The following is a 15,100-nucleotide window of genomic DNA, read 5'->3' as shown; positions in this document are numbered from 1 at the left end:
ATGCTTGCTATGCTATTTAAAAATTCCATAAATCAAAAAAAGAGGAAGATAAACCATCTTCCTCTTTTTAACAAATGTTGTTTTAAATGCTTATTCTAAAAACAAGCCTCCATTTTAGCTACAATTCTGTCTAAACCTAAGTTTCCAACAGAACCAATATGTGTGTGTTTTACTTCTAAGTTCGGCTTAAATTCACCGTTCTGAATTTTAGCACCTACAATTTTATAAGCATCTCTAAACGGAGTTCCCGCTTGTACCAATGCATTTACTTCTTCTACACTAAAAATGTATTTGTACTTATCATCTTGTACAATATTTTCTGTTACAATAATATTTTCTAAAGAAAACACCATCATGTCTAAACAAGATTTTAAGGTAGATACCGATGGAATTAATCCTTCCTTCACCAATTGTAAATCTCTGTGATATCCACTTGGTAAATTGTTGGTGATTAAAGTTAATTCGTAAGGTAATGCTTGTAACTTGTTGCACTTTCCACGAATCAATTCAAAAACATCTGGATTTTTCTTGTGAGGCATAATACTAGAACCTGTTGTTAACTCATCAGGAAAGGTAACAAAACCAAAATTCTGACTCATATACAAACAAATATCCATACTCATTTTTGCCAAAGTTGCCGATACACTTGCAATGGCAAAAGAAATAGATTTTTCTAATTTACCACGTCCCATTTGAGCTGCTACTGAGTTTACTTTTAAAGCAGAAAACCCAAGTTCTTTGGTCGTCATTTCTCTATCAATAGGAAAAGAAGAACCATATCCTGCTGCAGAACCTAATGGATTTTGATCCGCCACTTTGTAAGCAGCATCTAAAAAGTACACATCATCAATTAAACTTTCTGCATAAGCAGAAAACCACATTCCAAAAGAAGAAGGCATGGCTACTTGTAAATGTGTGTAACCAGGTAATAAGTGATTTTTATATTTTTCTGCCAATTCAATTAACAAATCAAACAATTTTTTTGTCCAATCTTTTAATTCTAAAAGGGCATCTTTTGAATACAAATGCACATCTAACAAAACTTGATCATTACGAGAACGTGCTGTGTGGATTTTCTTTCCTGCATCTCCTAATTTTTCTGTTAACAACCACTCTACTTTTGAGTGTACATCTTCAAAACTGTCTTCAATGGTAAACGTACCGCCTTCAACTGTTTTTAAAATATTGTTTAACTCTGCTACTAATCCTTCTAATTCTTCATCTGTAATGGTTCCAATAGCGTTTAACATTCTAGACTGTGCAATGTTTCCAAGCACATCGTACTTAGCTAGTTGCAAATCCAATTCTCTATCGTTTCCTACAGTAAAAATGTCAATTTTTTTATCGGTAGCATATCCTTTGTCCCAAAGTTTCATAATGGTTCTTTTTGTATGAGCGCAAAGATACTCTTTTAGGTTGTAATGTTAAAAGTGAGAGGATTTAAAATTTAATATCGGATGATTTAGTCCTCTATTGATTTTATTCGTATATTTGTACTACTTAAAAAGAAAATTATGTTTTCAAAAGCTTGCGAATACGGTATTAAAGCCACATTACATATTGCCAAACAAACCAATGCTGGAGGTAGATGTAGTGTAAAAGATATTGCACAAGCTATAGCATCTCCCGAAGCTTTTACTGCTAAAATTTTACAATCCTTAGCCAAAGGTAAAATTGTAACTTCTATTAAAGGAGCTAATGGTGGTTATGTTTTAGATGCTGAAAAACAAAAAAACGTAACTCTTTTAGAAATTGTAACCGCCATAGACGGCCCTAAAATATATAGTGGTTGTGGGTTGGGCTTGCATCAATGTAACGAAAATAAACCTTGTCCTATCCATCATGAATTTAAAGCCATAAGAGCTAATTTAAAAGAAATGTTAGAGAATACCAGTATCCTGAAATTAAGTTTAGGCTTAGCGGAAGGATTAACTCATTTAAAGATTTAAAAAAATTTGAATATAAATCGGATAAAAACATCCAATTAAAATAAAACCATATGATACTAGCACATCAAATTATAGGAGAATTGGTCGCTCAAAACTACCGAACAGCCTCTGTTTTTAAAGCTCATAAAATAGATTTTTGTTGCAACGGAGACAGAACCATTGCACAGGCTTGTGAGAAAAAAAGACTGAATGTTAAAAAAATTCTAGAGGAATTAAACAACCTACCCAACTCTAATGTTGATCACATTACAGATTTTCAATCCTGGGATCTTGATTTGTTAGCTGATTATATTCAGAAAAAACATCACCGATATGTAGTTGCTAAAATTCCAGAAATTAGTCAATACCTTAAAAAAGTAGCTACTGTACACGGGCAACATCATCCTGAATTGTTAGAAATTAGAGATTTATTTTTAGCCTCTGCAGAAGAATTAACCGCTCACATGCAAAAAGAAGAAGCGATTGTATTTCCGTTTGCCAAACAGATTGCTATGGTTAAAGGAAATCCTATTGAAAAACCTTTTTTTGAAACTTTAGAAAACCCTATTGATTGTATGAAACACGAACACGACAATGAAGGGGAACGCTTTAGAAAAATTGCCGCTTTAAGTAATGATTATACACCACCTAAAGAAGCCTGTAATACATACAAAGTGGTATTTGCAATGCTCAAAGAATTTGAAGAAGATTTGCATATGCACATTCATTTAGAAAACAACATTTTATTTCCAAAAGCCATTGCCCTAGAAAAGGAAATTGAATATGTTTAGACCAACACTTGATGATTCATTTTTACTATAAACACAAAAGCCCAAACATTTACTGTTTGGGCTTTTGCATTCTGTTAGTTATTGATTATACTATTCTAGTTAGTAAATCAATATAAAACGCCACACCATCATAAACTTCTTGTACATAAATAAATTCATCTGCTGAATGAGAACGTAAAGAGTCTCCTGGTCCTACTTTTACAGATTGGCAAGTTAACCTACACTGATCTGACAAGGTTGGAGAACCATAAGTATTTTTCCCTAAAGCAATACCCGATTTTACGATGTCGTGATTTGGATCTATAGATGAGGAGTTTAATCGTAAAGAACGAGGAATAACATCACACTCGGTATGTTCAGCAATAATTTCTGCAATTTCTGCATTGGTATATTGATCTGTAACCCTACAATCTACCACAAAAGTTAATTCTGAAGGGACTACATTGTGTTGATTCCCTGCATTGATTTGAGAAACCGTCATTTTTACCTCTCCTAAAAAAGGAGATACTTTGGGAAATTTATAAGAATTGATCCACTCTAAATCCTTTAAAGCCTTAAATATTGGGTTTTGATGATTTGGAATATGCGCAGCATGCCCAGGAGTTCCCGTTACTTTTCCATCAAAAACCACCAATCCTTTTTCTGCAATAGCCAAATCTAACAAGGTAGGTTCTCCCACAATAGCCACATCTATTTTAGGCATGATGTTTTGCATGTAGGCAATTCCGTTCTCACCAGAAATTTCTTCCTCGGCCGTAGCAGCCAATACAAAATTGTATTTTAAATTTTCTTGATTGTAGAAATACACAAAAGCAGACATTAATCCTACCAAACAGCCTCCAGCATCATTAGAACCTAATCCGTATAATTTATCTCCTTCTATTTTGGCTTCAAAAGGATCTCTTGTATATGCTTGATTGGGTTTTACCGTATCGTGATGTGAGTTTAATAAAACAGTAGGTTTGCTCTCGTCAAAATATTTGTTGGTAGCCCAAATATTATTCAAATCTCTTTTTACCTCCACTCCTCTAGCCGTTAACCAATTTGATAAAATTTCGGCAGTAGGTTCTTCTTCCTTGGAAAAAGATTGGGTTTGAATTAAGGTTTGTAATAATTCTAAAGCTTCTTTTTGTAATGTTTCTATCATTTTCTTTTGGTTCTTGGCTATTAGTTTTTAGTTCTTAGAAATGACACAGTGGTTCTTTGTTCAACTAAAATAAACCTCCATGAACCAAGAACTATGAACTAAAAACTACATAGTCAACGTTGTAAACAATTGTTTTTTATTTTTAATTACCGTTGGGTTGCCTATAATTACTTCTGACACTCCTTGTTGTAAAGCATTGAAACAGTTTTCCATTTTAGGCAACATTCCATCTGCAATAATTCCATCTGCTTTTAACTGTGCATATTTTTCTGAGTTGATGTCTGTAATAACAGAATCATCATCCTCTACAGAAGTCAACACTCCATTTTTCTCGAATGTATACACCAAAGAAACATCATATAAATCTGACATTCCTACAGCAATGGTACTTGCAATCGTATCTGCATTGGTATTTAACAACTGCCCTTTTCCATCATGCGTAATGGCACAAAAAACAGGAGTCATTTTTCCATTGATAAACGTAGCAATGTTTTGTGCGTTGATACCATCAACATCTCCAGCAAAACCGTAATCTACATCTACCACCACGCGTTTGTGAGCCTGGATAGAATTCCCATCCGCACCCGACAATCCCAAGGCATTACAGTTTTTACTTTGCAACGTAGCTACGATGTTTTTGTTTAACAAACCTGCATAGACCATGGTTACAATTTCAATAGTTGCTTCATCAGTCACTCTACGTCCGTTGATCATTTTGGCTTCTATACCTAAATCACCTGCCAATTGAGTAGCACGTTTTCCACCTCCGTGAACCAATATTTTATTTCCTTCTAAAGCAGCAAAATCCGTTAAAAAATTTTCCAATGCCTCTGCATTGTTAATTACGTTTCCTCCTACTTTTACGATGGTTAGTTTTTTTTTCATATTGATGGTAAAATTATTAATTGATTTATATATTCGTAGAAAAAAATTTTAACTAAAATTTAAAATTGTTATGAAAACAAAGAAACAAAGAAACAAAGAAACAAAGAAACAAAGAACGTGGTATCTTATACATTTACTAATACTCAGTCATTTTTTATTTAGTACCTCCTGTTCTAAAAACAATGAATTGATAGAAGGTAAACCTACAAAAGTATCAAGTATAAAAAACTTACAATTTGTAGACAACAAAATTTCTTTTAATAATAAAAATGAATTCCTTAAAGAAATAGAATCTATAAAACTATTAACTCCAGAGAAATATTATAATCAATATGTAAAACCTAATATACAATCTGGCTTTATACCACTTAAGCCGTATTTTGAAAACGATGATGAAAGATTAAAATATCTTGAAAAATTCTATTTAAACAACGAAGATGAAATAGTCTTTGAAGAAACAATCATACTTGATCCAAATTTTCAAGTTTTACTAAATAAAAATAGAGAATTAATAATTGACAATAAACTATACCGTTACACATCTGAAGGTGTATATATACAACCAATAGTAGACCATAATAATTCTAGAAAATCTTTAATTAAAGAGGCTAAAAATAATGTAACTTTTATTAAACTTAATCTTCAAAATAATATAATTTCCGATTACAGCCAAATAGGCGAGATTAAGAATGAGACTAAGCATCCATTAACATCTATGAGAAATAGTAATGATAGTGAAATGACATTTGAAAACTCATCCAATTTAGATTATGACGAGGAAAGAAGAAATAGTTTATGGGAGAAAAAAATAGGAATTAATCACACAACATATGTTTACACACCAAACAATAGAAGAGTTAAAATAAAATATTGGGACAACAACTATCTTTTATTTAACTCTACTGGAATGGAGGTTAGATTTCAGAAAAAAAGAAAAGTTTGGAGATGGACTTTTTGGGAAAAATCATACCCTTCAAAAGTCCAGTTAGGTATCAACAACATGAGTCTTATTAGAAAAAAACCATCCATATATAACTTCAACAACGATTGGAGTAACGATACATATCAATTTGAGTATTATAATAGATATTATGACTCTTATGGTAAAGAAGTCTCCAAAGAAAGAATATATAGTTTTCCTTTAAATACAGCAAATGTAGATATCCCGAACAACATCATTAACATCAATCTTAAAGTCCCTCTTTTTAATGAAATTCATTTAGATTATACAAAAATAGATTTATATAAATCCATTAATAATTTAGCTCAACAGCAATTAAAAAATGGGATAAAGCAACTATCTAATGTCTTAAAAAACACATCTGAACCAGCTTTTAAAATACGTAATCAAGATAGTTGGAATCAACTATATACTATTGGTAATATAAAACATATTAAATCTGGCGACAATAGTATTAAAAAATATATAGACTTAGGATTTATGATTGGATATTCTCACACCCTAGGAGGTAATTTTAGTTTTAGTAATTTTTCTTTTTCAAATTACAAAACAATTCAAGAAATAAAAAGTTTTGATATTTATGGTGCAGCTTTATATAATGGTAGGTGGTACGGTAAAAGAATTATTGGTTCAAATTAATTTTAAATTATCATGAAAAACTATAATAAAATTACATTTATTTTATGTTTTTTCACTTTGCTTTCTTACTCACAAGAAAGCAAAGTTGAAAAAAATATTTATGGAGGTCAAATAGGTGTATACGGAATATGGGCATACAATGAAACTCAACTTATACACAATACAGTATTAAGAACAGAAATAGGAACAGATATTGGTTTTGGTAAAAACTTTTTTATAGCAAATCCATCTATAACTATTGAGCCTAAATGGTACTATAATATTAAGAAAAGACAAATCAAAGGAAAAGACATTAAAAACAATAGTGCTAATTTTATAAGTCTTCAGACTAAATATTATTTAGATAATATTATTAAAAACAATCAAAGAGAAGAATACAACCTAAACAATATTCTAAAAAGTAATATCACTTGGGGAATTAGAAGAAATATTAACAATTCCCTAAACTATGAAACAGGTTTTGGACTTGGTATTCAACGTAATTTTAAGACTAACAATTTCGAATCTTCAATCAATATTCACTTAAGATTTGGGTTAGGATGGTAATAAAAAAAATATTCATCTACACAATAATCATTAATTGTTTAATTTCCTGTTTTTTTCAAAAAAACATATACACTTCTTTTGATTATAATAGTAACAATAAAACTATTGATTTTAGACAAGGAAAATGGTTGATTTCAAATCAAAAAATCATTAATACTGATTCTGATAACTTATTTAAAAATCACCCTTTAAATTCTTTTTTAAAGGGTCGATTAATGCAAATTGAGACATTAAAGAACAACAAAGGTCAATATGTTTTTCCCTTTCCTATCAAAGAAAAGCTATCTAAAAAAGATCTTAAAATAATTAGAGAACTAACAAAACATGATTATATCATTGTACCTTCCGTTAAAAACATTTTCAACCAAAATATTACGAAGCAAAAAATAGGAATTCATGAAACTCGTTCCAATGAGATTCAGTTTAATATTCGTATTTATGATTTAGCCAATTCAAAGTTAATATACAACCTTTCATGCTTTGCTGTAGAAGTTGAATCTTCTGATAAAAAAAATAATTTTATAAGTAATTTTAACACCCACTATTTAGCAAAAAAAATTTTAAAGGAAATTAACAAAAATTCCATTTATTAAATTGGTACACAAACACAGTCGAGGTATATAACAAATATACTTCGACTACGTTCTGTAACCACCTATCGATGACCTTATTTTAAATTCTCTAAAATCTTTTTTAATACAACTTGCGCAGAATAAGTTCTGTTATTTGCTTGTTTGATAACGATTGAATTTTCAGAATCAATTACCTCATCAGCCACAATTACATTTCTACGAACCGGTAAACAGTGCATAAATTTGGCATTGTCTGTTACGGCCATTTTATCTGCTGTAATTGTCCAAGATTTATCTGTATTTGCAACTTTTCCATAATCGTTATAAGACGACCAGTTTTTAGTATAAATAAAGTCTGCTCCTTCAAAAGCTTTCTTTTGATCGTATTCAATAGTTGCTCCTTTGGTTCTTTCCGGGTTTAATTCATATCCTTTTGGATGGGTAATGACTACTTCAAAATCATCTTCGTGAGCCAAAGCCATTTCTGCAAAAGAATTCCCTACTGCATGAGGCAAAGCACGTGGATGCGGTGCCCAAGACAATACCACTTTTAATTTCTTTTTAGCTGGTCTGTGCTCTTCAATCGTAATAGCATCTGCCAAGGCTTGCAATGGATGCCCCACAGAAGATTCCATATTTAAAATAGGCACAGTAGCATATTTTACAAAGGCAGACAACACTTCTTCTGCTTCGTCTTTTTCTTTGTCTTCTAATCCTGCAAATGCACGAATAGCGATAATATCACAATATTGAGAAATTACCTCAGCCGCTTCTTTTACATGTTCAGATTTTCCTTGATCCATAATGGTTCCATCTTCGAACTCTAACTGCCATCCTTCTGAACCAAAATTCATTACAATAGGCTCCATTCCTAAGTTTAACGCTGCTTTTTGAGTACTTAAACGCGTACGCAAACTGTTATTAAAAAACAACAAACCAATGGTTTTATCTTTTCCTAAAGTCTGGTCTTTTAATGGATTCTTTTTGATTTCAATCGCTTCTTTTACCGTGTCTTTAATACTTGGTAAATCGTGAATGGATAAGTAGTGTTTCATATAAATATGGGATTCTTTGAATCGTGTAATTGTTTATTTGTTTCTTCTTAACAAAAAAGAGTTCTTGATTGCTCAAGAACTCTGTAAAATTACTAATAATAAATATCTTATAATAATTCTTTCAATGCTTTCACAAACACATCAATATCTGCTTTAGTTACATTTAAAGGTGGTAAAATACGCAACAAGTTTTTGTTGTTGGCTCCTCCTGTAAATATTTTATAGTCGTAAATTAATTTCTTGCGCAATTCTCCTACTTCGTAGTTAAATTCTAACCCAAGCATTAATCCTTTTCCTTTTACTTGTTTTACACCTGGCAAATCTTTTACTTGTTCTTGAAAATAAGCATTTACATCCTGAACATTTTGCATTAGGTTTTCTTGTTTCATCACATCTAACACCGCAATACCCGCAGCACAAGCTAAGTGAGAACCTCCAAAAGTAGTCCCTAACATTCCGTACCAAGGTTCAATATGATTGGCAATTAACACTCCTCCAATAGGAAAACCATTCCCCATACCTTTTGCCATTGGAATAATATCTGCTTTGATTCCGTGATGTTGGTGCGCAAAGAATTTACCAGAACGTCCGTAACCAGACTGAACCTCATCTAAGATTAACAACACATTGTGTTGTTTTGTAATTGAGCGTAGCTCCGTTAAAAACTCCGTGGTTGGCATATCTAATCCTCCAACTCCCTGAATTGGTTCTACAATAACTGCTGTTACGTCTCCTTTTTCAATTTCAGCTTTTACAGCTTCAATATCATTTAAAGGTAAAATAGTCACAGGATTGTGCGCATTTACCGGAGCAATAATTTTTTTATTGTCTGTTACCGATACAGCTGCCGAAGTACGTCCGTGAAATCCATTTTGAAACGCAATTACTCTAGACTTCTGATTGTAAAAAGAAGCTACTTTAATAGCATTCTCGTTTGCTTCTGCTCCTGTAGAACACAAAAACAAAGCATACTCTTCTCCACAACCTGATAATTCTCCTAATTTATCAGACAATTCTTGTTGTAATGGATTTTGAATAGCATTAGAATAAAAAGCAATTTGACTTAATTGATTTTCTAACGCAGCTTTGTAATGTGGATGTGTATGACCAATAGAAATCACTCCGTGACCTCCGTATAAGTCTAAATATTTATCTCCTTTATTGTCCCAAACATAAGCTCCTTCTGCTTTTACAGGAGTCACGTTGTATAATGGGTAAACGTCAAATAATTTCATTTTTTCTTAGTATTAAGTACTGAGTACAGAGTACAGAGTATTCTTAATACTTTGTACTGTATACTTTGTACTATTTAAAATGCACTTCCTTTTAAATTCAACCCTAAAGTTTCTTCAAAACCATACATTAAATTTAAGTTCTGAATCGCTTGTCCTGAAGCTCCCTTTAATAAATTATCGATGGCAGAGTAAATTAAAATTTGGTCTCCGTGTTTGATTAAGGAAATGGCACATTTGTTTGTATTCACAACTTGTTTCATATTCACAGGTGCATCCGTAATGTGAACAAAAGGTGCATCTGCATAAAACCGTGTAAAAATCTCTTTAGCTTCTTCTAAAGTTCCATCAAACTTGGTATAGACTGATGCAAAAATTCCACGACTAAAGTTTCCTCTATTTGGAATAAAGAACAATTCTCCTGCTTTAGAACCTTGTAAAGCTTCTAACGTTTCTCCTATTTCACCCAAATGCTGGTGTGTAAAAGGTTTGTACACAGAAAAGTTGTTATCTCTCCAAGGAAAGTGAGATGTTGCCGTTGGCGAAACTCCCGCTCCTGTAGCTCCTGTAGTAGCGTTGATATGAATATCGTTTTCTAATTTTTTAGCTTTTGCTAAAGGCAACAAAGCAAACTGAATACAAGTAGCAAAACAACCAGGATTGGCAATGTATTTTGCTTTCTTAATTTCTTTTCTGCTTACTTCTGGCAATCCGTATACAAATTCTTTTCCTTCAAAAACCATATCTGCATTCAAACGGAAATCGTTGCTTAAATCGATGATTTTAGTGTTGTCAGAAAACGTATTATTTTGTAAAAAAGTAGTAGAATTTCCGTGTCCTAAGCACAAAAACAACACATCAACCTCTGGGTTAATGGTATCTGTAAAATCTTGTTCGGTATCCCCTAACAAATCTACATGTACTTTGTATAATTTGTTTCCAGCATTAGAAGTACTGTACACAAAATCCAATGTTAATTCAGGATGATTTAAAATCAATCTGATTAATTCTCCTGCTGTATATCCTGCTCCTCCTACTATTCCTGCTTTTATCATTTCATTTTAGTTTTTAAAGTTATATAATCTCGACTACGCTCGATCACCTAACAACTTTTAAACGTTCTTGTTTTTAGTTAAATCGATTAAACAAATAAACGATTCATCCTATAAACAACTTTTTAACTATGCATCTAACAAATCTTTATTTACGTGGTAAAAGATTTTATTTTGCATACCGTATATTTTTATAAACCCTTTAGCATCTTGACTAGACCAAGCGTTGTTTTCTTCACCGTAGTCTGCAAATCCAGAAGCCATTAAATCGTATTTAGAATCTATTCCTGTTACAATAAAATGATATGGACGTAAGGTTACATATACATCACCCGATACTGTTTTTTGAGAATCTTCTAAAAACTTTTCTATGTTACGCATTAAAGGCTCTAAGTACTGACCATCATGGAAAAATGTTCCATAAGTAGTTGCCAATCCTTCTTTGGTAATTTGTTGTGCTTTAGACAAAGTATGCTTTTCTAATAAGTGATGCGCTTTGATAATAACCGTTGCAGCAGCAGCTTCAAAACCTACACGTCCTTTAATTCCTACAATGGTATCTCCAACGTGAATATCTCTACCAATAGCAAATTGAGTTGCTACATCTTCTAGCTTTAAAATATTGTTTACCGGAGTATCTTTTACTCCATTAAAAGCCACTAACTGACCTTTGTCAAAAGTTAAGGTTACTTCTTCTTCATCATTACGTTGTAATTGACTTGGGTACGCTTCGCTAGGTAATGCTTTTTGAGATTTTAAAGTCTCTACTCCACCTACTGATGTTCCCCAAATACCTTTATTAACCGAGTATTTAGATTTTTCCCAGTTCATATCTACTCCGTGAGATTTTAAATAATCAATCTCCGTTTGACGAGCTAATTTTAAATCACGAATAGGAGTAATAATTTCAATTTCTGGTGCGATGGTTTGGAAAATCATATCAAAACGAACTTGATCATTTCCTGCTCCTGTAGAACCATGTGCAATGTATTTTGCTCCTATTGACTTTGCATATTTTACAACCTCTATAGATTGAAACACACGCTCTGCTGATACAGATAATGGATAGGTATTGTTTTTTAACACGTTACCGTATACCATGTATTTAATAGCTTTATCGTAGTATTTTTCAATAATATCTTTACTAGCATGAGAGGTAACTCCCATTTCGTATGCTTTTTTCTCAACAACAGCCAATTCTTCTTTGGTAAAACCACCTGTGTTTACCAAAACTGAATGCACTTCTAAGTTTAGTTCGTTGATTAAATATTTTACACAATACGAAGTATCTAAACCTCCACTATATGCCAATACTACTTTTTCCATGATATTTATATATTTTAATAGGTATTCGAGCCTAGTCAAGAACAATTCATCTTGACTACCATCGAAGACCACTTTACCTTAAACAGTAATGATTTAATATTCAGTCCGCAAAAATACGGAATGTGAATGAAACATTAAAAATTAACGAATGAAAACACTAATTCAGATTTGAATTAGATTTTTTTAACAAGTTTTAGCTTTTTTTATGAAAGAATTTATCTTTCAATCTAGCCAACTTCGCTTTAAACTCAAAACTAGGCTCCTTTGTTTTGTTTAAGTTTTTGCGTTCCGCTTCTTTAGGATCGTGTAACATTCCTGTACACAAACACATTTTGCGTTCGTTACGCTCTAAGATGTCAAAGTTTTTACAAGATCTACATCCATTCCAAAAAGCTTCATCTCTAGTAAGCTCTGAAAAAGTAACAGGCTTATATCCTAACTCGTAATTTATTTTCATCACTGCCAAACCAGTAGTGATTCCAAAAATTTTAGCATCAGGATACTTTTCTTTAGAGTGATTAAAAACTTTTGTTTTTATTTTTTTTGCCAATCCTTGATTTCTGTAATCCGGATGTACAATTAGTCCTGAGTGAACTACATAAGATTTGTTCTCCCAAGTTTCTATATAACAAAAACCTGCAAATTTAACTCCATCTAAAGCAATAACAGCATCACCACTTTCTAGTTTCTTTTTAATATACTCTGGAGTTCTCTTAGCAATACCCGTTCCTCTAACTCTTGCAGAAGTCTCTATGGTATCGCATATGATGTCAGCGTATTTAAAATGTGATTTGTTGGCAGATACAATTTTCATTATTGTGTTTTTATAAGTTTTGTTTCGTTTTAGCTAAAAATTAGGTGTTAAAAATTTTGAATACCCTGTAACAACAGGCTATTCTCTAATTCGTCGCCTACGAATAAACACAATAGCAGTACTGCAGGTAATTTTACCTGAAGCATATGAAAATAATATATTAACTGCCTGATGCATAGTTATTAATAAAAAATAGGGTGCAAAAATACAATTATAAATTAATATAGAGAAAAGATTTATTGCTAATCACTTAAAAAACAGCAACAAAAAAAAAATCGCTGTTGAGTAACCAGCTCAACAGCGAAAAAATAATCAACATGAATATAATTAAATCAATTAATTATGAAACAATGACTTTAACAAAACAAAATCTATCTATTTCCAATATCCTCAAATATAGATATATTTTTTTATTAAATAATCAATAAACAATCAAAAAAACATACTAATCTCTAAATCCGTTTTCTATGTTTTTTAGAATTTCGTTTATTTTTTCTTGATTTGTTTCATATTTTCCATTGGCATTACTCTTTTCTGGAAACTGCTCTATCATGACTGTTTGTGATGGGAAAGCAAAATCTACTCCTAATTCTGCTGCCAAGGTTAGAATAGTCATATGCAATCTATGTTTTGACGATTGTTCTACTCCCCACTCTAAAGACACAAAATAGGTGTTTACTAATACCTCTAAAGCGGAATCTCCAAAACCAACAAACTCTACATTGTAAGATTTTGTTAAAGTTTCTGGATGTAACTCAATAATTCTTCTAACTCCTACCACAAAAGCCTCTATTAATTCTGGAGGAGTATCGTATCTAATTCCTAATTTGGTTTGATACCTTCTATACTGTCTTAATCCTTTATTATTAATCACAATTTCTGACAACTTACTGTTAGGAATGGTAAAAATTGAAGTGTCTACAGCTCTAATTCTTGTAGATCTAAAACCAACTTCTTCCACCGTTCCTTCTACACCACCACCTTCTATCCAATCTCCAATTTGAAAAGGTTTGTCTAAGAAAATCATAAACGTACCTATTAAATTCTTAACCGTGTCTTGAGATGCCAAAGCAACAGCCAAACCTCCTATAGAAGCCCCTGCAATAACCGTAGTTGTGTTTACTCCAAAAATGGTTAGCATTTTTAAAACCCCAAGAAAAACCACCAACACTTTTAACAATCTACTTAAAATAGGAGCTAATTGATCATCTAACTTGCTATCTGTTCTTGATGTATAAGAAACATACACCTCTATTAGTACACTTACAATTTCTAAGAAAACGTATATCCACAAAACAATTTGTCCAATCTCTAATCCTTTAATCAAAAAAGAATTGATATCAATATTAAATTGTAAAACAGGAATATAAACCTCTATTAAATAGAACACAATTAACAAGGCAGCCGGTCTAGACAACTTATCTAAAGTTTTATTTAAAGAGTCATGAGAAAAACGCATGAAAAAATTCTCCAACCTTTTTAACACAAAGAAAATAGTCTTGTTTAATAGCCAAAACAACAAAACTCCTAGAAGGATAAAAATGAAAATTCCAACATATTGCCACAATTCAATTGTTAAAAAAACCTTGTGTCCTACATTAGGAATTATTTTTTTGATGAATTCTGTACCTGCAGGAAACACTTGTTTGTAAATTGAAAAAATCTGCTCATTGGTATCTTGACTATAGTACCATTTACCGTTTACTCTTTCTAAATACACTTCTGGTAATTGCTTAGGAAACAAAACGTATTGACTTCTAATTTCAACCTCAGAAATGGTATCCTTATATTTTGGATTGGTTGGCAAATTTTTCATATTTACCTTTAATCCTTTTCCGTCTAAAACTTGCTTAATTTTTATAGCAATCTGAATAGATTTCTCTAGCGACTCTCCATTAATGGTAGCCGCAGCCTTTTGTTCATTATAGCTTTCTGCTTGTAAAAAATGTAAGTGAGTAAAAATTGTTTTATAAGGACTAGACAAGTCTACTTTAACTTCGTCATTTTGTGCTATTAACGATGCACTTATCAACAAGAAAAACAATACTATTCTTTTCATAATCAATGGGTCTATTTTTAGATATTCAAAAATAGCCATTTGCTTCTGATTACAATAAAAAAAGCTCCTAACAAATGCTAGGAGCTTTAAACT

Annotated in this window: 14 protein-coding genes; 5 read left to right on the top strand and 9 right to left on the bottom strand. The window is 31.8% G+C overall.

What is annotated here, in order from left to right; all coding sequences use genetic code 11:
• Window positions 1-95: 95 nt before the first annotated feature.
• Entirely contained in the window at window positions 96-1,376 is a 1,281-nt protein-coding gene (argH, locus tag GGR97_RS01450; RefSeq protein WP_167896637.1) for an argininosuccinate lyase, read from the bottom strand.
• A gap of 138 nt (window positions 1,377-1,514) precedes the next feature.
• On the opposite strand from argH, the gene GGR97_RS01445 reads away from it, so the two are divergent.
• Both GGR97_RS01445 and ric read left to right on the top strand, forming a co-directional pair.
• Window positions 1,515-1,949: an RrF2 family transcriptional regulator gene (locus GGR97_RS01445; RefSeq protein WP_167896636.1), complete on the top strand. Its 435-nt coding sequence runs from the start codon at window positions 1,515-1,517 to the stop codon at window positions 1,947-1,949.
• Window positions 1,950-1,999: 50 nt separating this feature from the next.
• Window positions 2,000-2,719, top strand: a complete 720-nt coding sequence (ric, locus tag GGR97_RS01440; protein WP_167896635.1) for an iron-sulfur cluster repair di-iron protein — start codon at window positions 2,000-2,002, stop codon at window positions 2,717-2,719.
• Between the two features lie 85 nt (window positions 2,720-2,804).
• On the opposite strand, the gene GGR97_RS01435 is transcribed toward ric, so the two are convergent.
• Both GGR97_RS01435 and argB read right to left on the bottom strand, forming a co-directional pair.
• Window positions 2,805-3,866, bottom strand: coding sequence for a M20 family metallo-hydrolase (locus tag GGR97_RS01435; protein ID WP_167896634.1), 1,062 nt, complete (start codon window positions 3,864-3,866; stop codon window positions 2,805-2,807).
• A gap of 105 nt (window positions 3,867-3,971) precedes the next feature.
• Window positions 3,972-4,751 (bottom strand): acetylglutamate kinase, encoded by a 780-nt coding sequence (gene argB / locus GGR97_RS01430; RefSeq protein WP_167896633.1) that lies wholly within the window; start codon window positions 4,749-4,751, stop codon window positions 3,972-3,974.
• 70 nt (window positions 4,752-4,821) lie between these two features.
• On the opposite strand from argB, the gene GGR97_RS01425 reads away from it, so the two are divergent.
• Genes GGR97_RS01425 through GGR97_RS01415 form a run of 3 tightly spaced genes read left to right on the top strand, consistent with a single transcriptional unit; the run spans window position 4,822 to window position 7,490 of the window.
• Entirely contained in the window at window positions 4,822-6,351 is a 1,530-nt protein-coding gene (locus GGR97_RS01425; protein ID WP_167896632.1) for a hypothetical protein, read from the top strand.
• A 12-nt stretch (window positions 6,352-6,363) separates the two neighbouring features.
• On the top strand, window positions 6,364-6,897 hold the full coding sequence (locus tag GGR97_RS01420) for a hypothetical protein (RefSeq protein ID WP_167896631.1): 534 nt from the start codon (window positions 6,364-6,366) through the stop codon (window positions 6,895-6,897).
• On the top strand, window positions 6,891-7,490 hold the full coding sequence (locus GGR97_RS01415; protein ID WP_167896630.1) for a hypothetical protein: 600 nt from the start codon (window positions 6,891-6,893) through the stop codon (window positions 7,488-7,490). Before GGR97_RS01420 ends, GGR97_RS01415 begins: the two co-directional genes overlap by 7 nt.
• 74 nt (window positions 7,491-7,564) lie before the next feature.
• On the opposite strand, the gene GGR97_RS01410 is transcribed toward GGR97_RS01415, so the two are convergent.
• The 6 genes from GGR97_RS01410 to GGR97_RS01385 form a co-directional block, all read right to left on the bottom strand.
• A complete protein-coding gene (locus GGR97_RS01410; RefSeq protein ID WP_167896629.1) occupies window positions 7,565-8,524 on the bottom strand; it encodes an N-acetylornithine carbamoyltransferase in 960 nt (319 codons plus the stop codon).
• Between the two features lie 107 nt (window positions 8,525-8,631).
• A complete protein-coding gene (locus GGR97_RS01405; protein WP_167896628.1) occupies window positions 8,632-9,759 on the bottom strand; it encodes an aspartate aminotransferase family protein in 1,128 nt (375 codons plus the stop codon).
• A 74-nt stretch (window positions 9,760-9,833) separates the two neighbouring features.
• On the bottom strand, window positions 9,834-10,811 hold the full coding sequence (gene argC, locus GGR97_RS01400; protein ID WP_167896627.1) for an N-acetyl-gamma-glutamyl-phosphate reductase: 978 nt from the start codon (window positions 10,809-10,811) through the stop codon (window positions 9,834-9,836).
• Window positions 10,812-10,937: 126 nt separating this feature from the next.
• Complete coding sequence (locus GGR97_RS01395) at window positions 10,938-12,134, bottom strand: argininosuccinate synthase (protein WP_167896626.1); 1,197 nt, start codon at window positions 12,132-12,134, stop codon at window positions 10,938-10,940.
• Window positions 12,135-12,327: 193 nt separating this feature from the next.
• Window positions 12,328-12,948 carry a GNAT family N-acetyltransferase gene (locus GGR97_RS01390; protein ID WP_167896625.1) on the bottom strand — a complete coding sequence of 207 codons (621 nt, stop codon included), beginning with the start codon at window positions 12,946-12,948 and terminating at the stop codon, window positions 12,328-12,330.
• Between the two features lie 445 nt (window positions 12,949-13,393).
• On the bottom strand, window positions 13,394-15,007 hold the full coding sequence (locus GGR97_RS01385; RefSeq protein WP_245229427.1) for a mechanosensitive ion channel family protein: 1,614 nt from the start codon (window positions 15,005-15,007) through the stop codon (window positions 13,394-13,396).
• Between the last annotated feature and the right edge of the window lie 93 nt (window positions 15,008-15,100).

The sequence above is a fragment of the Wenyingzhuangia aestuarii genome (assembly GCF_011927765.1).
In the GTDB taxonomy this organism is placed as follows: Bacteria; Bacteroidota; Bacteroidia; order Flavobacteriales; family Flavobacteriaceae; genus Wenyingzhuangia; species Wenyingzhuangia aestuarii.
Note: the sequence above shows the minus strand (reverse complement) of the source record. Positions and strands in the feature narration are given on the sequence as shown.

Coding starts and splice junctions, on each gene's coding strand:
- argH (WP_167896637.1), bottom strand. CDS start 1,376: ATGAAACTTTGGGACAAAGGATATGCTACCGATAAAAAAATTGACATT.
- GGR97_RS01445 (WP_167896636.1), top strand. CDS start 1,515: ATGTTTTCAAAAGCTTGCGAATACGGTATTAAAGCCACATTACATATT.
- ric (WP_167896635.1), top strand. CDS start 2,000: ATGATACTAGCACATCAAATTATAGGAGAATTGGTCGCTCAAAACTAC.
- GGR97_RS01435 (WP_167896634.1), bottom strand. CDS start 3,866: ATGATAGAAACATTACAAAAAGAAGCTTTAGAATTATTACAAACCTTA.
- argB (WP_167896633.1), bottom strand. CDS start 4,751: ATGAAAAAAAAACTAACCATCGTAAAAGTAGGAGGAAACGTAATTAAC.
- GGR97_RS01425 (WP_167896632.1), top strand. CDS start 4,822: ATGAAAACAAAGAAACAAAGAAACAAAGAAACAAAGAAACAAAGAACG.
- GGR97_RS01420 (WP_167896631.1), top strand. CDS start 6,364: ATGAAAAACTATAATAAAATTACATTTATTTTATGTTTTTTCACTTTG.
- GGR97_RS01415 (WP_167896630.1), top strand. CDS start 6,891: ATGGTAATAAAAAAAATATTCATCTACACAATAATCATTAATTGTTTA.
- GGR97_RS01410 (WP_167896629.1), bottom strand. CDS start 8,524: ATGAAACACTACTTATCCATTCACGATTTACCAAGTATTAAAGACACG.
- GGR97_RS01405 (WP_167896628.1), bottom strand. CDS start 9,759: ATGAAATTATTTGACGTTTACCCATTATACAACGTGACTCCTGTAAAA.
- argC (WP_167896627.1), bottom strand. CDS start 10,811: ATGATAAAAGCAGGAATAGTAGGAGGAGCAGGATATACAGCAGGAGAA.
- GGR97_RS01395 (WP_167896626.1), bottom strand. CDS start 12,134: ATGGAAAAAGTAGTATTGGCATATAGTGGAGGTTTAGATACTTCGTAT.
- GGR97_RS01390 (WP_167896625.1), bottom strand. CDS start 12,948: ATGAAAATTGTATCTGCCAACAAATCACATTTTAAATACGCTGACATC.
- GGR97_RS01385 (WP_245229427.1), bottom strand. CDS start 15,007: ATGAAAAGAATAGTATTGTTTTTCTTGTTGATAAGTGCATCGTTAATA.